Annotated in this window: 19 protein-coding genes and 1 pseudogene; 10 read left to right on the top strand and 10 right to left on the bottom strand. The window is 38.1% G+C overall.

The features are described 5' to 3' along the window. Positions 1–32 precede the first annotated feature (32 nt). Positions 33–1,088 (top strand): hypothetical protein, encoded by a 1,056-nt coding sequence (locus tag JHD79_RS14430; RefSeq protein ID WP_199120012.1) that lies wholly within the window; start codon positions 33–35, stop codon positions 1,086–1,088. A gap of 93 nt (positions 1,089–1,181) precedes the next feature. On the opposite strand, the gene rodA is transcribed toward JHD79_RS14430, so the two are convergent. The 10 genes and pseudogenes from rodA to purN form a co-directional block, all read right to left on the bottom strand. Next, on the bottom strand, positions 1,182–2,444 hold the full coding sequence (gene rodA / locus JHD79_RS14425) for a rod shape-determining protein RodA (protein ID WP_199120011.1): 1,263 nt from the start codon (positions 2,442–2,444) through the stop codon (positions 1,182–1,184). Next, positions 2,425–4,413, bottom strand: a complete 1,989-nt coding sequence (mrdA, locus tag JHD79_RS14420) for a penicillin-binding protein 2 (RefSeq protein ID WP_199120010.1) — start codon at positions 4,411–4,413, stop codon at positions 2,425–2,427. The genes rodA and mrdA overlap by 20 nt, the downstream gene beginning before the upstream one ends. Then, a complete protein-coding gene (locus JHD79_RS14415) occupies positions 4,413–4,928 on the bottom strand; it encodes a rod shape-determining protein MreD (protein WP_199120009.1) in 516 nt (171 codons plus the stop codon). The genes mrdA and JHD79_RS14415 overlap by 1 nt, the downstream gene beginning before the upstream one ends. After that, complete coding sequence (mreC, locus tag JHD79_RS14410) at positions 4,918–5,757, bottom strand: rod shape-determining protein MreC (RefSeq protein WP_199120008.1); 840 nt, start codon at positions 5,755–5,757, stop codon at positions 4,918–4,920. The genes JHD79_RS14415 and mreC overlap by 11 nt, the downstream gene beginning before the upstream one ends. Before the next feature lie 21 nt (positions 5,758–5,778). Continuing rightward, a pseudogene (locus tag JHD79_RS14405) lies at positions 5,779–6,024 on the bottom strand (four helix bundle protein); the annotation flags it as partial. Positions 6,025–6,184: 160 nt separating this feature from the next. Next, positions 6,185–7,207, bottom strand: a complete 1,023-nt coding sequence (locus JHD79_RS14400; RefSeq protein ID WP_055132282.1) for a rod shape-determining protein — start codon at positions 7,205–7,207, stop codon at positions 6,185–6,187. Positions 7,208–7,541: 334 nt separating this feature from the next. Beyond that, on the bottom strand, positions 7,542–9,068 hold the full coding sequence (gene purH / locus JHD79_RS14395; protein ID WP_199120007.1) for a bifunctional phosphoribosylaminoimidazolecarboxamide formyltransferase/IMP cyclohydrolase: 1,527 nt from the start codon (positions 9,066–9,068) through the stop codon (positions 7,542–7,544). Between the two features lie 192 nt (positions 9,069–9,260). Beyond that, the gene (locus JHD79_RS14390) at positions 9,261–10,784 is read right to left on the bottom strand and encodes a DUF4394 domain-containing protein (RefSeq protein ID WP_199120006.1); all 1,524 of its coding nucleotides are present in this window, start codon (positions 10,782–10,784) and stop codon (positions 9,261–9,263) included. A 41-nt stretch (positions 10,785–10,825) separates the two neighbouring features. Continuing rightward, positions 10,826–11,143, bottom strand: a complete 318-nt coding sequence (locus JHD79_RS14385) for a hypothetical protein (RefSeq protein ID WP_199120005.1) — start codon at positions 11,141–11,143, stop codon at positions 10,826–10,828. Positions 11,144–11,275: 132 nt separating this feature from the next. Then, on the bottom strand, positions 11,276–11,854 hold the full coding sequence (purN, locus tag JHD79_RS14380; RefSeq protein ID WP_199120004.1) for a phosphoribosylglycinamide formyltransferase: 579 nt from the start codon (positions 11,852–11,854) through the stop codon (positions 11,276–11,278). A 244-nt stretch (positions 11,855–12,098) separates the two neighbouring features. Here purN and rpsT point away from each other — a divergent pair, with 244 nt between their 5' ends. The 9 genes from rpsT to JHD79_RS14335 all read left to right on the top strand — a co-directional run. Further along, complete coding sequence (rpsT, locus tag JHD79_RS14375; protein ID WP_199120003.1) at positions 12,099–12,353, top strand: 30S ribosomal protein S20; 255 nt, start codon at positions 12,099–12,101, stop codon at positions 12,351–12,353. 65 nt (positions 12,354–12,418) lie between these two features. Next, positions 12,419–13,117: a DNA repair protein RadC gene (gene radC, locus JHD79_RS14370; protein WP_199120002.1), complete on the top strand. Its 699-nt coding sequence runs from the start codon at positions 12,419–12,421 to the stop codon at positions 13,115–13,117. A gap of 52 nt (positions 13,118–13,169) precedes the next feature. Then, the gene (locus tag JHD79_RS14365) at positions 13,170–14,012 is read left to right on the top strand and encodes an endonuclease/exonuclease/phosphatase family protein (RefSeq protein ID WP_199120001.1); all 843 of its coding nucleotides are present in this window, start codon (positions 13,170–13,172) and stop codon (positions 14,010–14,012) included. Positions 14,013–14,310: 298 nt separating this feature from the next. Then, complete coding sequence (gene pheT / locus JHD79_RS14360) at positions 14,311–16,707, top strand: phenylalanine--tRNA ligase subunit beta (RefSeq protein ID WP_199120000.1); 2,397 nt, start codon at positions 14,311–14,313, stop codon at positions 16,705–16,707. 153 nt (positions 16,708–16,860) lie between these two features. Next, entirely contained in the window at positions 16,861–17,151 is a 291-nt protein-coding gene (locus JHD79_RS14355) for a hypothetical protein (RefSeq protein WP_199119999.1), read from the top strand. Between the two features lie 31 nt (positions 17,152–17,182). After that, on the top strand, positions 17,183–17,473 hold the full coding sequence (locus tag JHD79_RS14350) for a cell division protein ZapA (protein ID WP_199119998.1): 291 nt from the start codon (positions 17,183–17,185) through the stop codon (positions 17,471–17,473). Between the two features lie 166 nt (positions 17,474–17,639). Then, positions 17,640–19,202, top strand: coding sequence for a ribonuclease Y (gene rny, locus JHD79_RS14345; RefSeq protein ID WP_199119997.1), 1,563 nt, complete (start codon positions 17,640–17,642; stop codon positions 19,200–19,202). A gap of 180 nt (positions 19,203–19,382) precedes the next feature. Beyond that, a complete protein-coding gene (locus tag JHD79_RS14340) occupies positions 19,383–19,895 on the top strand; it encodes a DUF962 domain-containing protein (RefSeq protein ID WP_199119996.1) in 513 nt (170 codons plus the stop codon). A 111-nt stretch (positions 19,896–20,006) separates the two neighbouring features. Further along, the coding region (locus tag JHD79_RS14335; protein WP_199119995.1) for a TonB-dependent receptor at positions 20,007–22,157 on the top strand (2,151 nt) is incomplete at its 3' end.

The following is a 22,157-nucleotide window of genomic DNA, read 5'->3' as shown; positions in this document are numbered from 1 at the left end:
ACATAAAACGCTAAATTTTTCGTTACACCAATATGATGAAGCAAGAAGCTCTTTTCAAGAAACTAGGAAATATCCTTAATGAGTTAAATGAACAGTATCAGTTTCTGTCTCAAAATCCGACACAACTCAGTGAATTAGAGTTGGAACTTTTTTTGGCAAATGCTAATTTTCTGACAGATCATATTCAGATCATCAAAAAGATAAACCATAGCCTACCAGTACCTAACGAAGTTTTAGATGAAAAATCGCCTATAATAGCTGAAGAGCCCCAAGCGATTATAGAAAAGGAACCAATTACCGATGACCTGAACGATGTACAGCAGGTAGAAATGCCGACATTTGCGAACGAGATAGATGAGGAACAATCTATTGTTGAAAACGAGCCCGAAGAAAAAGATGTTTTTGTTTTAGAAAGTGAACCTACACAAACATTTGAATTTATACTAAATGATAATTACTCAGACGATGATAAATTTGAGTTTGAGGAAAAAAGTGTTGATGAACTATTCAATAGGCCCTTAAGCAAGGAAGAAGAGCGCATACTTGAGCAAAAGAAAAAAGTTAAGGAACACCTGATTAGAAATGTGGAAGAGCTAGAGGAAGATGAAATTGGCCCCGAACCTTTTTTGGTACATAAGGAAGAAGAACAGTTGCCCGTTATCGAAAAAGAGAAACCTGTAGAGAAAGAGCCTTTGATTGCACCACCAGCAACGGCTAGTATAGTGGTAGAGAAAGTAATAGAGGAGACTAAAGTAGAATTGAAATATGAAAATGATTACAAGCCTACTTTGAATGATATTTTAGCAGGTAAAAATGCAAGCTCAAATTTAAATGATAGAACAACTTTGCCCGTAACCGATCTTAAACAGGCTATAAGCTTAAATGATAAGCTCTTATACATTAAAGACTTGTTTAATGGTTATAATCTAGCTTATGCAGAGGCCATAGACCTGGCCAACAAACTGCCTAATTTCGAAGCTGCAGACGCCTTTTTCCAGAAAAATTATGCAGCTAAAAATCATTGGGCCGATAAACAAGCTACTGTGGATAAATTTTATCTATTATTGAACAGAAGGTTTAAAGACTAGTTTTTTTAGCCAAAAGAATAAGGCTAAAAAACTTCCAAAATCTTTGCTCCTGGCTCTTTTATCCTTGTTCTTCGCTTCTTTATTCTTGGTTTCTTAAATAAATCCCATTCTATTTGAATCGAGTTTCAAAAAGATAAATAATAAGATAGTAAAACTCCATAAGGAAGATCCCCCATAACTTATAAATGGTAGAGGAATACCGATTACGGGCATAATGCCAATGGTCATTCCAATATTGATAAAAACATGGAAGAATAGGATGCAGGCAATGCAATAACCATAGACTCTTGAAAAAACAGATCGCTGTCGTTCAGCAATATTAACAATCCTTAAAAGCAGGAAGATATAAAGGCCTATCACTACAAGGCAACCAACAAACCCCCATTCTTCACCAATGGTAGAAAAGATAAAATCGGTACTTTGCTCGGGAACATATCCGTATTTGGTTTGGGTACCTTGAAGAAACCCCCTTCCGGTTACCTGACCGGCACCAATGGCAATTTTAGATTGTATCACATTGTAGCCTGCGCCTCTATTATCGGTCTTTAATCCTAAAATGAGTTCGATACGGGTACGTTGATGTGGTTGTAGTACATTGTTGAATAAATATTTCGCTACAAATAAATAACCAATAGCTAAGATAGTGATCATTCCGATCCCTATCATCTTCTGCTGTTTTTTTCTATAATTATAAATGAACAAAGCCCCTAAAATAATGATGGCAGTGATCAGCGTAGCAGGGCTGAGATATAAGTTCAGAATGAATAATAGTACCATTCCCCAAAAAATAATCAGCAAGTAGCCGGGCAATCCTTCCCTATATAGAGGGAACATGAAAGAAAGGAAAACGAGGGTAGATCCTGCGTCTGGCTGAAGCATGATAAGTGCCATGGGCAAGGCTACAATAGCTATGCAAATGAGTATGGGCTTTAAGGTATTTAATTTGGGGTTGAAAGAAGATATATACCTTGCCAATAACAGGGCCGTTCCAAATTTTGCAAACTCGGAGGGTTGCAGCCTGAAACTACCAATTGGTATCCAGGCCTGATTGCCCCCAACATTTCTGCCTACCACCAATACGGCAAGTAATAAAACCATGGTAATTCCATATACAATCGGCGCGAAAATGCTGAAGAATTTGGCATCCAACAATAAAATAGAAAGTCCTATAATTAATCCAGTGATAATGAATAGCAATTGTTTCCCATAGACAGCCATAAGACTAAAGCCTTCTGCCTTATCAGGATTATAGATGGCCGCATAGATATTGACCCAGCCGATAGCACACAGCGCCATATAGATCAATATGGTTACCCAGTCTACATTGAAGAAAAATCTATTGTTCTGCTGTTGCATGTTTTTTAGGCTCGGTAGCTACTTTGTTAAAGTCGTTTTGCGCAACTTTGTTTTGGGTTGGTAATGTTTTTTTTAACTTATCTGCTTGGTTAAGGGTATCTATTTTAGCCTTTGGCTTGGGTGTTTTGTCCTTAAGTACCGGTAAGAGATTGGCGGCTTTATACATCTCTATGGTACTGCCATTAATTTTTCTGCCTTTTAAGGAGTCGGTTAGGTATTTTTCGGTGAGGTAACTGGCAATTGGGGCGGCATAGGCACCACCATATCCACCATTTTCAACAATTACGGCTATGGCAATCTTAGGATTGTCCCTAGGGGCAAAGCCAATGAATACCGAGTGGTTTTTACCATGGTTATTCTGTACGGTACCTGTTTTTCCACACATGAGTATATTGCTTAATCTCGATTCGGTGGCCGTACCCCAAGAGGTATTTACCGCATCTTCCATGCCATCAATTACAGGTTCAAAATGTATGGGATCAACACCTACGTAATGTTTTTCAGTGTATTTGGAGTCTATAGATTTATTATTGCCCACCCCCTTTACCAAATGGGGCTTAACATAATAACCTCTGTTGGCAATAATGGCCATAATATTGGCCATTTGTAATGGTGTGGTACTGATTTCACCTTGCCCAATTGCAACAGATAAAATAGTAGTGTAGCCCCAATATTTGCTATAGCGTTTGGTGTAGTCTTCTGCTCTAAACAATTTATAAGCACTTTCACCGGGAAAGTCAATCCCTAAAGTATCACCAATACCAAACTTGCGTACCTTTTCCTGCCATTCTTCGTAAGCTTTATGTTGATTTTTACCACCTTTCTTTAACATCATCCTTGCAAAGATGTTATAAAAGTAAACATTGCAAGATCTTGCTATACTCTTGCGTACAGCAATATTGCCATCACCATTAGCGTGGTCACACCTGAACCTTCTATTTCCAGCAATATAGTAGCCAGGGCAATTAATTGTAGTAAATTCGTCTACCACGCCATCCTGCAAAGCAATTAGCGCATCTAAGGGCTTGAATGCCGAACCTGGAGAATATCTTCCTTTTAGTGGTCTGATGAAAAAAGGTTTGTAAGGGTCAGACCAAATTTTCATGTAATTATTTCCCGTCTCTCTACCCACCATTTTATTAGGATCGTAGCCCGGACTACTTACAAAAGCCAGAACTTCACCTGTAGCAGGTTCAATGGCCACAATACTGCCCAGCTTATTGGCCAATAACTGTTCGCCCAGCTTTTGCAGGTCGATGTCTATAGTGGTGGTCAACTGGTCGCCGGCGATGGCCAATGAGTCAAATTTGCCATCAGCATAACTTCCCTGGGGAACATTATGGGCATTATACAACATATTAATTACGCCCTTTTTTCCCCTAAGGTCGGCTTCGTATTGCTTTTCTAGGCCCGATTTCCCAATATAATCTCCAGGTTTGTAATAACCCTCATGTTTTTCGATTTCTCTCTGGTTAACCTCTCTGATATAACCCAGAAGTTGACCTCCAATACTATCCGGGTAATAACGTATGGTTCTTTTCTGTACATAAAAACCTTTGTAATTGTACATTCTTTCCTGTAAGGTGGCATAAGTTTCAACCGAAAGCAATTTTTGGAAAACAGAGGCCTGATACTTGGACTGGACTTCGGCTTTATGGAATTTTTTTCTAAAATCTTCCATGGTAATTCCAATGATGTTACACAAGGAAAGTGTGTCGAAAGGTTTGACTTGGTTGGGGGTAACCATTAAGTCATAGGTAGGTTGGTTTTGAGCTAATACCTTATTATTCCGATCTAAAATTACGCCTCTTGCAGGATAAACAAAAATCTTTCTAAGCGCATTATTGTTGGCATCTAAAAAGTATTTGTCGCTGGCAATTTGTATGTAAAAAAGTTTGCCCAGCAAAGTAAGCGCAAGTACAATAAACAGCCCTTGTATAATATATTTCCTATTAAATAGCTGATCCATTAAGCTGATTTTCTATTATGGAAGATAAATTCTACCAATAATACAGTAAACAATGTAAATACCACACTTAATAATGCCCTGCCCAAGGTATAGGCAAATTCTGTAAGTTTAAATGCCTCCAGGAAAAACAAAACCAAATGATGTGCAAAAATACATAATACGGCATATAAAGAAAACCATTTGAAACCCATATTACCTAACGAAGGTTCAGGCTCGTCAATGGATTCCCGATTTAAACTAATGGAAATAAATAAGATCCTTACAAAAGCCAATGCCACACAAGCACTAGTATGTACGCCCATCGTGTCGTAAAAGGTATCTAGGGTTAGCCCAGTTAAAAAAGCAATGAGGTATAGTAGGAGATTGGGCATGCCAAAGGGCAATATCAATATAAAGAGTACGTATATAAATGGTGTGGAAAGATTATAGAATGCTAAATTACGCAACAAGAATATTTGCACAAACAAAAGTATAAGCCACCTAAAAATATTGATCAAGATTGTTTTACTGTTCATTTTTTGCCCCTGTTTGTAGTGTTTTAAGTTCTTGTGCAAATTTATCCTTTACCACATACACATATTGAAGCGTGCTAAAGTCATTGAACAGCGCTACTTCTATAGACATAAAACTGTCACCGGTACTTACCTGGGTGTTAATTACCTTTCCTACTTCTATCCCTTTGGGAAAATAACCCCCTCCAGAAGTAATAATCGTATCGCCAACATTTACCTTGAAATGGTTGGGAATTTCTTTGACATAAGCTTTTCTGAAATCGAAATTGCCATCGCCCCAAACCAAACTGCCAAAGGCATTATTCTTTTTAAGGTTTACACTGATGGAAGTTTCCTTGTTCAATAAGGATCTTATCGTGGCGTATTGAGGAGATACATCCAATATAAAACCTACCACTCCCTTTTGGGGCGATATAACGGGCATGCCTACCTCAATGCCTTCATTACTTCCTTTGTTAATGGTAATGACGTTATTGGCCAGTGCAATAGAATTTTTGATCACCATGGCCGATATAATGGTGTATTGCTGATGGTAAACGGTATCCTTGACCAATACTTTTTTGGTACTGTCGGTATTGGTGAGTGCCAGCAATTGGGTTTTCAATATCGCATTTTCGGCCGCTAGGCTATCGTTCACCTGACCTAGGTTTAAATATCGTTTAATAATGTTCAGCCGTTTGTACGCGTCACCTACAAGCTCATTTGTAGAGTTTAAGGTTATACTTCGCTGATAGGAATTATTCTTTAAGGTCAATACAATGCCGATAGTAAAGAATATAATGAAAAAGAAAAATGCGTTGTATCTACTGATGAAAATCCAAAGGTTACGCATTTTATATTTACGATTTTAGAATTACAATTTACGATTTTGTTCGTTCTTTCGAATAGTAACAATAGATGCAACAATGATAGCTAGAAGCTCGCTTGCCTCATGCAAATTTTCTTGAATGGTCTCCTTCAATTTAGGATTGAATTCCAATAATAACTCAAGAAAGAACATTGTTTCATCTAGTTCTTCTTCAACAATTTTTAACTTATTCAAAAAATCAGCTGTTGATTTAGCTCTGCAAGCCGCTCTATAGTTTGCACCAACAGAGCTAGAACACCTAACTCACTGATTTGAATAGTTTTTATTTAATATGTTATTAGGAAGATTGATTATTAACTTGCCAATCGATATAGAATATGCTTTGGTTCTTGCTTTTAAAATATCGCTATTCATCAATTGTAAATTTAAAATCTACATTCGTAAATCTCCCTTATTGCATTAAAAATTTAAAGTTGCCAATATTTTTCAGGGCAATTCCCGTACCCCTTACTACTGCCCGTAGAGGATCTTCGGCCACATGAACAGGTAGCTTGGTTTTAGCGGCCACACGTTTGTCGAGGCCACGTAACAAAGCACCACCGCCTGTTAAATAAATACCAGTTTGGTAAATATCAGCAGAAAGTTCTGGCGGAGTAATCTCCAATGCTTTTAAAATCGCTTCTTCAATTTTGGAGATTGATTTGTCTAAACAATGTGCAATCTCGGTATAAGAAACGGTAATCTGCTTAGGTACACCAGTCATCAAATCTCTACCTTGAACGGCAAAATCGGCAGGAGGGTCGCTCAGTTCGGGCAATGCCGCACCCACTTCAATCTTGATCTTCTCGGCAGTACGGTCACCAATCATGATGTTGTGTTGGCGACGGATGTAGTTTACAATATCCGAATCGAAGTTATCACCTGCTACGCGGATAGATTGATCACATACAATACCAGACAAGGCAATAACGGCAATCTCGGTAGTACCACCACCAATATCGATAATCATGTTTCCCATGGGCTCCTCTACGTCAATGCCTATACCCACGGCAGCAGCCATTGGCTCGTGAATTAAGTATACTTCTTTGGCACCAGCAATTTCTGCACTGTCCCGAACAGCACGTTTTTCTACTTCGGTAATCCCTGAAGGGATACAGATCACCATCCTCAACGAAGGGAACATCCATCCCTTACCGCCATTCAACATGCGGATCATCCCCTTGATCATGGCCTCTGCAGCATTAAAATCTGCAATTACACCGTCTTTCAAAGGTCTTACCGTCCTAATGTTATCGTGGGTTTTACCCTCCATTTGCATGGCCTGTCTGCCAATGGCTATAATTTTATTGGTTTGTCTGTCAAAAGCCACAATAGAAGGCTCGTCAACTACTACTTTATCGTTATGTATAATAAGGGTATTCGCAGTGCCAAGATCAATGGCAACTTCTTGCGTAAACCAGTTAAATAATCCCATGTAAGAGGTATGTTATTGTGTGTATTAACAAATGTGTCTAATATCCTAAATGTAAAATTAGGCAAAATATTATATTAAGTTTCTTTTTTCTATTCGAAAATCAAAACGGGTAATCCTTTTGGCAAGCCAGCCCCGCTTTTCGCTGTAATCTTTTTGTTTTAAGCTTACTGTCATTCCGACGTTAGCAGGAATCTGTTTCTATAGTGCTGCAAACTACAGATCCTTCGCTCTGGATGACAGGTAAGACAAAAAGTATTTCCCCTTCAATCTGGTTTAAATTTGCTCCTGTTGTGTAAAAAACTCAAAATTAAGGTTGTCTTTGCTCTTTCTCCTCTTAATGCTTAAAGTGTCTCACTCCAGTAGTTACCATGGCAATGCCTTTTTCGTTGGCCTTAGCTACAGAGTCCGCGTCTTTTATAGAACCTCCCGGCTGTAATACTGAAGTAATTCCGGCATCAGCAGCAATTTCTACGCAGTCGGGAAAAGGAAAGAAAGCATCTGAAGCCATTGCTGCGCCTTTTATACTAAAGCCAAAAGAAGCTGCTTTTTCAATGGCTTGCCTTAATGCATCAACCCTTGAGGTTTGTCCTACGCCGCTAGCGATCAAAACATCATCCTTTACCAAAACAATGGTATTCGATTTCGTATGTTTTACAATCTTGTTGGCAAAATGTAAGTCTTTTAATTCTTGTGCGCTAGGTGCTTTCTCGGTAACTGTGGTCATTTGCTCAGGACCTTCAATAATCAGATCTTTGTCTTGCTCAATAACGCCATTCAATAAAGTTTTAAACTGTTTTTTGTTCAGTTCAACATAATTGCGTTTTAAGATCACACGGTTTTTCTTGGTCTTGAATAGGTCTATGGCTGCTTGCTCATAGCTGGGTGCAATTAAAACTTCGAAAAATAGGTTGTTGATTTCTTGTGCGGTAGCCAGATCAATTTCCCTGTTGGCAATTAATACACCGCCAAATGCAGAAACAGGATCACAGGCCAGGGCATCTATCCAAGCTTGCTTAATCGTGCTCCTAGACGCAACACCACAGGCGTTGGTATGTTTCAATATGGCAAAGGTCGCTTCCTCAAATTCATCAATCAAACTTACGGCTGCATCCACATCTACCAAATTGTTATAGCTAAGTTCTTTGCCGTTCAGCTTGGTGAACATTTCATCCAAATAACCATAGAAAGTGCCTTTTTGGTGAGGGTTTTCGCCGTAACGTAAAGTCTGCGCACTTGCAATACTTTGTTTGAATACGTTTAAAGGTTCTTCATTATTAAAATAGTTGAAGATGGCCGTATCATAATGTGATGAAGTATGGAATGCTTTTTTTGCATAAGATTTGCGTTGTGCCAAAGTAGTCGTGCCACCTTGACTTTGTAACTCTTCCAATAAGGTGCCGTAATTATTCTTAGAGGCAATGATCACTACATCATTAAAATTCTTTGCTGCTGCACGGATGAGCGAAATGCCACCTATATCTATTTTCTCGATAATTTCTTGGTCAGTACCGCCATTTTTAACGGTTTCTTCAAATGGGTAAAGATCTACGATGACCAGGTCAATTTCAGGAATTTCATATTGTGAGATCTGTTCCTGATCACTAGTTAAATTTCGGCGATTTAAAATTCCACCAAATACTTTTGGGTGTAAAGTCTTTACACGCCCACCTAAAATAGAAGGGTAGCCTGTTAAATCTTCTACCGCTGTTACAGGAAGACCTAAGTCTTTAATAAATTGCTCGGTTCCACCGGTAGAAAACAAGGTTACACCTTGCTGGCCTAAATACTCAACCAATGGCGCTAGACCATCTTTATAATAAACTGAAATTAAGGCGTTTTTGATCTTTACTGATTGGCTCATTTTGAGGGTATTGTTTTGAGCCGCAAAGGTATGAAAAATAGAAATTTTTAGAGAGTATTTTTAAAATAAATTGGTCGACTATATTTGTGTTCCATACAGTGTTCTATTGGATTGTTAAAATATAAGGCTGTTTATCTTTCGGATGAAACATACCCCTTTCGTTCAAAACAGATGAAAGGGGTATGCTTGTTGCTAAAAACCTAGTCCTAAGGTAAAAGCACGCATGGTTGGCGTTAAGGTGGTTGAAGGAGTGCTCATTCCTGTATTTAGGTTAATCGTATACAGGCGTTGTAAGGTACCTACGGTGAATATTCCATAGGCAATACCGCTGGTCCCTCCAATATCAAAGCCATTTACGCTATCTATATTTACGCCCAAAGAACCAACATCAACTAATGTTCCGTTGTTTGGTGGATCCTGCTTGTACAATCGATCTGACATAGCGTCTATGTCGTAAAGTATGGTAGTGGTAGCACCTGCGAAGCTATTGGTGTAAGCCACCCCGCTTATGGATGCTGTTGGTAAGGTAATTGAACCATCAACGATAAGTGATGCATCCGTAGGATTGATGCGAAGATTTTGTCCGAGGTTGCTGACTACACGTATACGGTCAACCGTGGGGTTGAAATCGAATCCGAATTGTGAGCCTAAAAGAAGTGTGCTTAATTGTCCAGAGCCAACCATTGTAGCTGTTCCAGAAGCGGCATTTATGGTGTAGATTCTACTGGTGCTTCCTAAAGCAAACAATTGGCCGTTTAAAGGGCGCATATCCATACCTAGAATGTTCTCGCCAGCTTGGATACCTGTAATAGATTTAGAGACCAATGTTGGTGTAGCGCTGGTGTGATTAAAAATAAGTAGCTCGTTATTGGTAGAAACAGCATAGGCAACAGGTTCGGTAGGGATGGCGATACCAATGATGTTTTGTGTGAAATTACCAATCTTAGCAGCTTTTCCTGAACTAAGATCAATAGTAAACAAGGAAGACTTTCCGTTTACGCTGAGGGCGGCAAGTGCGGCACTGCCGTCAGGGCTGATGTCAAATCCGCTAGCTTCGTCAATATCATAGCCTAAGCTTCCAATTTCAACAAGCTTTCCATCGTTTGGAGGATCTTGTTTGTATAATTTATCACTAGAGGCATCAATATCAAAGAGTACGGTTGTGGCAGCGCCAGCTCTATTCTGGTTATACGCTACGCTACTGATTTTGGGGTTTGTTATGCCGTTAATCTGAAGATCTGTGGCCGCAACAGTTCCAGTTTCTGGATTTAAACGTAAATTCTGGCCATTTGAACTGACTAGACGAATGCGGTCAACCGTTGGATTAAAATCGAAGCCAAAAGATGTCCCAGAAATTGAGGGAGAGAAGGGCGAACTATTGATTGCCCTAGCTGCGCCGGTTTTGGGATCGATAATGTAAATACGGCTGCTGTTGCCCAAAGCATAAAGCTGGCCTGTGGCAGGTCGGAAATCAATGCCAACAACAAGTTCTCCGGCTTGAAGGCCAATTATGGAAACTTGGGAAGTTATCAAATTGGGTGTTTTTGCATTGAATAACAAGATTTTATTGTCGTTCGTTAAAGCATAAAGATTGATGTTGGGGCCCGGAACTAAATTTTCGGATATGATGGTTTTATCTTTTTTGCATGAAATGAATGCGGTAAAAAAGAGAAGCATACAAAGTATGACAAGCGATGTTTTTTTATTTTTTAGCATGGTTTTAAAAGTTATGTTGAAATAAATGGTGACAGATATTTTTATGAATAACTTTTTTGGGGCGGTCTTTCGGGGATGTTAAAATAGGAGGAAGGAACAATGGCTGTTAAATAATTGAACCTTAATTTAAGTCCACTGGTTGGGAAGGAGAGGTGAAAGTCTATATAGATGAACTCGTTGTTCTTTATGTATTCATTCACTAATGGGGTTTCTTCCTCGAGGACTATTTGCTCATATTTGTTGGATACTGGTAAGATAGAGGAATAGGGAAAGGTATTGTTGGGCAAAGCTGTACTGGCTTTTACCGTTGCTGCTGAGAACAGAAATATAGACAATATGAAAAAGGTAGTTACCCTCATAAAATAATCTTTATTGGCAGACTATTTTATTTACGAGAGTTTTTGAAGGCTGGATTTATTTGGACGAAAATTTTTGTTTTCCAGAATTATTAGCTTTACGGTATCGTAAATTGTGTTTCGTATTTAAGCTTATTACTTTTTAATCTTTTTAATGATACTCTCTACAATCCTTGGATAGTGTAAATGTTCCAGTTGTTGACCCTTAAATTTTACCATTTCTAAACTATCGTCCTTGTCAATGCGGTACTTGGCTTGATAGATAAACTCGCCCTCATCGTAGTTTTCGTTTACATAGTGGATGGTAATGCCACCTTCCGTTTCATTGTTGGCCATTACTGCTTGGTGTACATGATCGCCGTACATGCCTTTGCCTCCGTATTTAGGAAGTAAAGCAGGGTGTATATTGATCATTCTGCCTGGGTACTCTCTGAGAAGATTTTGTGGTATCAGCCATAAAAATCCTGCGAGCACAATTAAATCAATATCAAGATTTTTTAGTAGGTCTAGTACATTGTCTGTTTGGTAAAATTCGTGCCTGTCAAAAACATGGGAGGGAATTTCAAAGCTATCTGCCCGTTGTAAAACGTAGGCATCTGGATTATTGGTAAGTACCAAAACAACTTCTGCCTCTGTACTACGCTTAAAATGCTCCATTATTTTTTGGGCATTAGAACCTGACCCCGAAGCAAAAATGGCTATACGTTTCTTCACTAATTTCGTGTTTTTTCCAAAAATAGTGTTTTAGGGCTAAACTAAATATTTTTGGGCTAGTTTTTTAAAAATTGTCCGTAATATATGCTTGTTTAGGCACTGCTTAGAAAGGTTAAACCTCAAATATTTCAATAGAACCATGTTAATTGAAAATATTTTAAAAAGCATTTTGCAAATTAAAAATAATACCCCTATATTTGCAGTCCGAAAATAATAAACAGAGGAAATAAAAGGCTAAACAATAATGGCAAATCATAAATCGGCATTAAAAAGAATTAGAGCAAACGCTGCAAAACGTTTACGTAATAGATATCAAGCTAAAACTACACGTACTTTTATCAAAAGATTGCGTGCTGCTGAAGATAAAAAAACAGGACTAGAATTATTGCCTAAGGTAATTTCTATGTTAGATCGTTTAGCTAAAAAGAACGTTATTCACAAAAATAAAGCTTCTAACAATAAGGCTAAGTTGACTAAATTTGTAAACAAATTGAAATAGTCACTTTTTTTTAACGATATTAGAACGGTATCATCGAAAGATGATGCCGTTTTTTTTTGTTTTAAATGACTGCGTATAATAATAAATTAGGAATCAAAGCTTGGGCAGAGGCTGATAGGCCTAGAGAAAAGCTACTGGCTCAGGGTAGGCGGCAATTGACCGACGCAGAGCTGATTGCTATTCTTATCGCATCGGGTAGTAAGCATGAAACAGCAGTTGATTTAAGTAAGCGCATATTGAGTACTTGTCAAAATGATCTTGATAAATTGGCCAAGTTGAGTGTAAGGGAGCTGTCAAAGTTCAGGGGAATTGGAGAGGCCAAGGCTATTGCTATAGTAGCAGCCCTTGAGCTCGGTAGAAGAAGAAAAGAGCTTATTTCGGAAGAACCGAATAAAATAGCTTCCTCAAAAGATGCCTATCAATTATTAAAAGCAGATCTGGCAGATTTACAGCATGAAGAATTTTGGATGTTGCTCTTAAACAGAAGTAATTTCGTAATTGGTAAATACTTTGTGAGCAAAGGCGGGCAGGCAGGTACGGTTGTGGACCCAAAGACCATATTTAGAATTGCTTTGGAAAATAGTGCCTCGGCCATCATATTGGCACATAACCATCCTTCGGGCAGTTTAAGGCCAAGTGATTCTGATATCGGGATTACCAAGAAACTGGTTAATGCTGGTGTGTTATTGGAAATAACAGTTTTTGATCATCTTATCGTAACGGACCACAAATTTTTAAGTCTTGCCGATGAAGGGCTGATGTGATTCCTCAGCTTTGAATTTTACTTATCCTTCAATTATCCTTAAAAAAAGATCTATGAAATGTTTTTTCTTCATTGTTGTGTTATGGTGGGTTTCAGCTTTTCAGGTTAATGCCCAAAAAGGCCAACCGATTAATGTCATTACTTATAACGTAAGATATAATAATGCCAAAGATGGAATAAATGCATGGCCAAATCGTAAAGACAATGTGAAGGCATTGATTAAGTTTCATGATGCCGATATACTCTGTGTCCAAGAAGCTTTGGCCTTGCAATTTGATGAACTATTGGAAAATTCGAACTTTGAAGCGGTGGGTGCAGGTAGGGAAGATGGTCTTCGGAAAGGTGAATTCTCTCCAATTTATTATAATAAAAATAGATTCGTTAAAAAAGATGGAGGGGTATTTTGGCTTTCGGAAACTCCAGATGTACCAAGTAAAGGCTGGGATGCAATGTTCAATAGGGTGTGTACGTGGGTGAGGCTATATGATAAACAGCATAAAAAGGAGTTTTTGGTTTTTAATACACATTATGATCATGTGGGCGTAAAGGCAAGGGTCGAATCGGCTAAATTGATCAAGCAGAAGATACAGGAAATTGCACCCAAATTACCGGTGGTTTATACGGGCGATCTTAACGTAACTCCAGAGACCGAAGCTATCGCTACCATTAAGTCATTTTTGGATGATGCTAAAGAGGTAAGCATAGAAGCTCCTTATGGTCCAGAAGGAACATTTAATGGATTTAACTTTAACAGTCTGCTGAAAGAGCGAATTGATTATGTTTTTGTCAATAAAGATTTCAAAGTGCTAAAATATGCGGTATTGACAGATAGCAAAGATCAAAGGTATTTTTCTGATCATTTGCCAGTTTTTGCTAGGTTGTTGTTTAATCCCTAAATTGCTAAAGGCGTTTTATTCAGTTCCTTTTATCGAGGGAGACTTACGAAGTTTTTAAACTTCATAAGTCTTGGTCAAACCTTAAATTAACAACAAAGCCCTTGTTTTACCTCTGAAAGAAAAATTTAATCCATAAAAGTTAAACTTCTTATGTTTTAAATCTAATAGGTATAGGCACTTTCCTCTCTTTTTATCTTTCTCCTTTCCTTATATAATAATATCTTTGCATTTTATTTTTTAGATGTGAAAGTATCGGCAATTGCCTTGATACTGTATACTAAATACTTGATACTCCAAAATGAAAATATCATATAGTTGGCTTAAACAATTTATAGAAACAGGTAAAACCCCTCATGAGATTTCGCTTATTCTTACCAATATAGGTTTGGAAGTAGAAAGTTTAGAGGAAGTACAGGCCGTTCCCGGTGGCTTGGAAGGCTTGATTATAGGCCATGTTACAGAATGCATACCACATCCTAATGCAGATCGTTTACGTGTAACAAAAGTTGATGTAGGCACAGGAGAACTTCTACAGATTGTTTGTGGAGCACCTAATGTTGCGGCCGGACAGAAGGTAGTGGTGGCTACAGTGGGTACCACGGTATATCCAAATGAAGGGGAGCCATTTAAAATCAACAAATCCAAAATTAGAGGAGAAGTGTCGGAAGGAATGATTTGTGCAGAAGATGAAATAGGGCTTGGTGCCTCCCATGCAGGTATCATGGTTTTACCAGAAGATACGGCTATCGGTATCGCGGCAAAAACCTATTTCAATATAGAGGATGATTATGTTTTTGAGATTGGTTTAACGCCAAATAGAGCAGATGCAGCCTCACATTTGGGTGTGGCCAGAGATTTGGCAGCCTATTTACGAATAGCCTATCAGTTGCCTGATTTAACCGCTTTTGCAATTGAAAACGAGCACTTAACCATACCAGTAACGGTAGAGGCTCTTGAAGCTTGCCCTCGATACAGTAGTGTAAGCATAGCTGGAGTTACGGTAAAACCATCGCCTGATTGGTTAAAAGATAAACTGAAAGTGATTGGTTTGAGACCCATCAATAATATTGTCGATGCAACCAATTATGTATTGCATGAGTTGGGGCAGCCTTTACATGCTTTTGATGCTGACCAAATTGTAGGAAATAAAATCTTGGTTAAAAAATGTGAGGAAGGTACGCCTTTTGTTACTTTAGACGGGGTAGAGCGTAAACTTTCTGCAGAAGATTTAATGATTTGTGATGCAGAAAAGCCTCTATGCATTGCAGGGGTATTTGGAGGTGTACATTCTGGAGTAAGCGAGAAAACCACAAATGTATTTTTGGAAAGTGCTTATTTTAATGCAGTTGCTGTACGTAAAACAGCGAAAAGACATGGGCTAAAAACTGATGCTTCTTTTAGGTTTGAACGTGGTACTGATCCTGAAATCACCGTAACAGCTTTAAAGAGGGCTGCATTATTGATCAAAGAAGTAGCTGGAGGAGAAATATCTTCTGCGGTTTCTGATCATTATCCGGTGAAGGCAGAACCATTTTCTGTTGAAGTGAAGTATGATAATATCACAGGTCTTATAGGAAAAAGTATCCCGGCAGAAGAAATAAAGGAGATCATTACTTCATTGGGTATTCAGGTGGTTAAGGAAACTACAGAAGGATTAAGTTTAGAGGTGCCTGCTTATAAGGTCGATGTGACTAGGGAATGCGATATTACAGAAGAAGTATTGCGTATTTATGGTTACGATAATGTAGAGATCCCTTCAAAGGTGAATGCTTCTTTGGCTTATACCCTTAAGCCTAATAAAGAAAATGTTCAAAATCTCATAGCCGATATGCTAACGGCAAATGGTTTTATGGAGGTCTGGTGTAATTCTTTAACCCGTTTGGCCAACTCGAAAAATATAGATGAAGCTGTTCAGATTCTCAATCCTTTAAGTACGGATTTAAATGCCATGCGGCAAAGTTTGTTACAGCCAGCTCTAGAAAGTGTAGCTTATAATGTGAACAGGAAAAATTCAGATGTCAAATTTTATGAATTTGGAAAAACCTATCACTTGATTGGTGAAAAATATGTGGAAAGGCCACGTTTGTTGCTTTTGATACATGGATCAAAGCAGGGTGAACAGTGGAACCAGAAAAGTGGTCCTTCAACCTTTTATAACCTAAAGGCTGCAGTTGACGCTATTGTTAATCGTTTGGGGATTGTCAATTTCCAAACCGAAGAGGTGAAAGATGAAAATTTCGCTTACGGACTTAAATATTTTAGGGGAGATAAATCCTTGGTTACATTTGGTGCAGTGACCAATGCCGACAAAAAACGTGTGGGTTTAAGTAAGGATGTTTTCTACGCAGATTTTGATTGGGCATTATTGTTGGAGACATTAAAGAAAAACAAAATCATCAATAAAGAGGTGCCCAAGTATCCATCAGTAAGACGTGATCTTTCTTTGCTCGTAGACTTGAAAGTGACTTTTGATGAGTTGAAAACCATTGCTTTCAAGGCAGAGAAAAAAATGGTGAAACAGGTGCAGGTGTTTGATGTTTATGAAGGGGATAAGTTGCCTGAGGGCAAAAAATCATATGCGTTGAACTTTACACTTCAAGATGAAGAGCAAACTTTGACAGATAAACAAATCGATGCAATTATGCAAAAGATTATTGCTAACTTAGCCCAAACTGCAGGTGCAGAAATAAGATAATAAAAGGGGAAAACGTTTTGCTGAACTTGTATTTGGTGTCTTTTTGAGAAACTGAAACGAGTTATACGGTACTTTGGGGCTCCATAAATGAAAAAGACTGCTGAAAAATTCAGAAGGTGATTAAAAAAGATTAACATAAATTAAGTTTTAAAAATGTCTGCTGTTGCTGATCAACTAAATCATGTGTTGCAAAAAACATCTCGGTTAATAGCGCTTTGTAACGCTTTACAGGAAGAAAACCATTTGTTAAAAGTTGAAAATCAGCAACAAAAAGTAGCTTTAGAGACAGCTAAAAGCAACCAAGCAGACCTTGATGAAAAGATAAGGGTACTCAAATTAGCAAAGAGTATTGAAGGAACAAGTGAAAAGACACTTGATATAAAACAAAAAATTAACGAATTTGTGCGTGAAATTGATAAGTGTGTAGCGTTGCTTAAGAAATAGTAATGCAAATTAATTGAAACAAAGCTAAAAAATGGGAGAAATCTCGATTAAAATAACCATCTCAGACCGTATTTATCCTTTAAAGGTAAATGTGGAAGAAGAAGAAATTGTGAGACGAGCAGCCAAAATTATCAATGAACGTATAAAGGACTATCAAGAAAATTATGCGGTTAGGGATAAGCAGGATTTATTGTCCATGGCAGTGCTTCACTATGCAACGGCTGTATTGAGAACCGAGCATAAAGTGCAGCATCAAGACACTGCTGTAGCTGAAAAAGTTGAAGAATTAGATGGTTTGTTAAACGGGTTTTTTTCGAAATAAGACGTTCTTTATTGATTTTTGCACTGCATAGACCATGTGGTGTAATTATCGTACATAGCTATAAATGGGCCGTGGCTACATTTTTATGTTTCAGTTAATTGGATTTAAGGCAATCAGCGCATGAAGCATAATTATTTAGTTACGGTTTTTTTATACGAGAACAAAAATGGAAATATTAGGAATAGTAGGATGCATACTGGCCAGCTTAATTGTTGGCATAGTAATAGGTCGGTACTTGTTGCGTAACCTGTTAAAGCAGCAGGAGATTGCAGCGCAGAGCAAGGCAAAAAAGATCTTAAAGGATGCCGAAAGCAATGCAGAGATCTTGAAAAAAGATAGATTGTTGGAAGCAAAGGAGAAATTCTTACAGCTCAAAGCAGAGCATGAACAACAAGTTCAGTCAAGAAATAATGAGGTGAGCCAACGCGAAAACAACATTAAGCAAAAAGAGCAGTCGCTAAATCAAAAGCTAGAAAATCTAAATAGAAAAGAGCAGGATCTGGATAAACAACGCGATAACTTGGAAAAACAGACCATGGTAGCGGTTAAAAAGCAGGAAGAGGTTGATGTACTTAAAAACCAGCATGTACAGCAATTGGAAACCATTGCAGGCTTGAGTGCCGAAGAAGCTAAAAACCAATTGGTTGAAAACATGAAGGCTGAGGCACGGTCTCAGGCTCTGATGCAGGTAAAGGACATTGTTGACGAAGCTAAATTAACGGCAAGTAAGGAAGCTAAGAAGGTCGTGATCCAAACAATTCAACGTACAGCTGCAGAAGCTGCCATCGAGAATTCTGTCTCTATTTTTCATATTGATAATGATGAGATCAAAGGCCGTGTAATTGGTAGGGAAGGTCGTAATATTCGTGCTCTAGAAGCGGCAACAGGCATAGAGATTATTGTTGATGATACACCAGAAGCTATTATTTTATCTGGATTTGATCCTGTTAGGAGAGAGATAGCCCGTTTGGCCTTACACCGTTTGGTAACAGATGGTCGTATCCACCCGGCCCGCATTGAGGAAATTGTGGCCAAAACCAAAAAGCAGATTGAAGATGAGATCATCGAAATTGGGGAACGTACGGTAATCGATTTAGGTATACATGGCCTTCACCCTGAGTTGATCAGAATGGTAGGGCGTATGCGTTACCGTTCATCATATGGCCAAAACTTATTGCACCACTCACGTGAAGTAGCCAATTTCTGTGCTACCATGGCCGCTGAACTTGGTTTAAATGCTAAACTGGCCAAGCGTGCAGGTTTGTTACATGATATAGGTAAAGTGCCTGATGATAACCCTGAATTGCCACATGCTATTTTGGGTATGCAGTTGGCCGAGAAATATAAAGAGCATCCAGAAGTGTGTAATGCTATTGGAGCCCACCATGATGAAATTGAAATGACCTCTATGATTTCTCCGATTATACAGGCTTGCGATTCCATTTCTGGAGCAAGACCAGGTGCAAGACGTGAAGTAGTGGAAAGTTATATCAAACGCCTTAAAGAATTAGAAGAGCTCGCATTATCTTATCCGGGCGTTGAAAAAACTTTTGCCATCCAGGCAGGTAGAGAACTAAGGGTGGTTGTAGAGAGTGAAAGAGTAACGGACCAGCAGGCAGAGTTATTGGCTGCCGATATCTCTAACCGTATCCAAACCGAAATGACCTACCCAGGCCAGATTAAGGTAACGGTAATTAGAGAAACCCGTTCGGTAGCTTTTGCGAAATAATACAACCTGTCATTCCGAGCATAGCGAGGACCGCGAAGCAGCTACGAAGTAAATTTCTTGAATAAACCGTCATTTCGACGACAAAGGAGGATAAATCTAGCAAATTGTTAGATTTCTTACATACGTTCGAAATGACGGTTTCTTTTTTTTCTTATTTTTATAATTCCAAAATAATCGGATATGAATAAAATTGCACAAACCCCAGCAAAAAAGCCAGTTGACATTTTATTTGATAAATACGCAGAAAGCCATCAGGACAAAACCAATAAACTCATCCATTGGATATGTGTACCCCTGATCGTATTTAGTTTATTGGGCTTGATTTGGCAAATACCTTTTCCCCAGTTAAGCTTTTTAGGACAGTACCAGACTTTTTTTAACTGGGCATCTTTTCTTATTGCCTTTGCCCTGTATTATTATTTTACTTTATCTCCTGTGCTGTTCTTTATGATGATATGGATTATTGGCCTGATGAGTTATGGTATAGTACAATTGGAGTATTGGCAGGCTGCTGACGGACCTGCCGCATGGTTGATTTTTTTGGTCATTTTTGTGCTGGCTTGGGTAGGTCAGTTTATAGGCCATAAGATAGAGGGAAAAAAGCCCTCATTTTTAGAAGATGTTAAGTTTTTGTTAATCGGTCCAATTTGGCTTCTTCATTTTATTTGCAAAAAAATTGGGCTAAAGTATTAGTAGAAAAGCCATTTAACAATTTGTTAATGTTACGGTAAACAAATGGTAATTGCGGCGTAACAAATAGCTAACATTGTGGTAATAGTTTTGCCCTAACAAAAATAAGGCAAATTGAAATCACAATTAACTCTAAAGAAAGCACTGCTAACTATCATGTTTGCGTTAGCCAGTGTGCTTGTTTTCGCTCAGGGAGCAGGGAAAATCTCGGGAACTGTAACGGATAAAAAAACCGGAGAAACGCTGATCGGTGTTTCCGTTAAGCTTGCGGGCACAACTAAAGGGGTGGGAACTGATGTAGATGGTAAATATCTATTGGGTGGTCTAGCCCAAGGAAAATATACGATTGAAATTTCTTACGTAAGCTACGCTACCAAAAAAATTACTGATGTAGAAGTAAAAGCTGGATCGGTTACGACTTTAAATGTAGTAATGGAAGAAGCTTCTTCTCAAACTTTACAACAAGTAGTGATTACTGGTAATTATAAAAAGGAATCCATAAATGCACTATACGCCCAGCAAAAAAATAGTGCATTAATTTCTGATGGGATCTCTTCAGATATGATTAAGAGAAGTCCGGATAGAAGTACAGGAGACGTGTTAAAAAGAGTTAGTGGAACAACAATTCAAGATAATAAATTTGTAGTTGTTCGTGGTTTGGCTGATCGCTATAATAATGCAAGTTTAGATAATGCCAGCTTGCCAAGTACAGAACCTAATAAAAAAGCATTTTCTTTTGATATCGTACCATCTAACGTGGTAGATAACATTGTCGTTAATAAAACAGCCACTCCAGATTTAGCAGCTGATTTTGCAGGTGGTTCTATAAAAATTATAACAAAAGATATTCCAGATCAAAATTTTGCAGAAATAAGTCTTGGAACAGGATATAATAGTTTATCTACTTTTAACGATTTCTATTATGGTCCTCGTTATACGGAAAATTATTTTGGTTTCGATACTAAAAGAAATTTGCCATCATCATCTACTTTTCCTAAAAATACAGCGGCTACAGAAGCCCTTAGAGGTAACGAACAAGCGATGATTGCAGCGGTAAATCAGTTGCCGAAAGTTTGGAAGATTGGAGAACATAAATCTCCATTAACCCAAAATCATCAGTTTACGCTAGGTAGGGTAAAAAACTTTAAAGACCAATCAAAATTTGGTGCGATAATATCTTTAACCTATCGGAATGCAGAACAAACGAGGCCAGTTGTTGAGAGAGAATATTACACTTATGACTATGCAGATAGGGTGAATACTTTTTCTTCTAACATAGGAGCCATGGCAAATTTTGCTTATGTGAAAGGAAATAATAAGATCAGTTTCAAAAATCTTTATAACAGAATATTAGATGATAGATTTGTTTATCGTGAAGGAACCGATGTAGGTAGGTCTAGCGATATTAAATATTATGCGTTTGATATAATTCAAAAAGGGGTGTTGAAGTCTTCATTAGATGGGGATCATAAAATATCTGCAAATAACAAGTTAAATTGGAATGTGTCTTATGCAAATATTATCAATAGCCAACCTGATCAGCGTAAAATAGGTTACTTGAGAAATATAGGATTAAGAAATACTAATAGCCCATTTTTAGCGGTAAATACTGCTCTTACAAAAGAAAATAACCGTTTGTTCTCCGACTTGGATGAGACACTTGTTGGCGGTGCGGTAAATGATCAACAAACCGTGAAATTATTTGGAAAGAACTCCAATTTTAAATTTGGAGTAGGCTCTAATTATCGTCAACGTAATTTTGCTGCTCGTTTAATGGGATTAACGCTTAAACAAGCAGATCAAGATATTCAATCTCGACCAATAGAGACTCTATATTCAACAAGTTTAATCAATCAAGGTTTGTATGAGCTTTCTGAAATAACATCAAATTCAGATAAGTACGACGCTAACTCTTTAACTAGTTTCGGTTATGTGATGTTAGATCAACCTATTACAGATAAATTGAGAGCTGTTTATGGGGTGAGGGCAGAGAAATTCGATTTAAAATTGAATTCTCGTGGCAATGATGGATCTCCAGTTAAGGTTAAAAAAGATTATCTAGATTTTCTTCCTTCGGTAAACTTAACTTATGCCTTAACAGAAAAAGCCAATTTAAGAGCATCATATTATCGCACATTAGCTAGACCAGAATTTAGAGAATTAGCGCCATTTGACTATTACGACTGTCTCTCCTCTTATAAACCTCTGATGCTGCCGACGATGGAGCCACCATGTAGTTGTCGTCGGTGGGGGGGGGGGGGGGGG

The organism is Pedobacter sp. ASV28 (assembly GCF_016428855.1).
In the GTDB taxonomy this organism is placed as follows: Bacteria; Bacteroidota; Bacteroidia; order Sphingobacteriales; family Sphingobacteriaceae; genus Pedobacter.
This window is presented reverse-complemented; position numbering and strand designations above follow the sequence as displayed.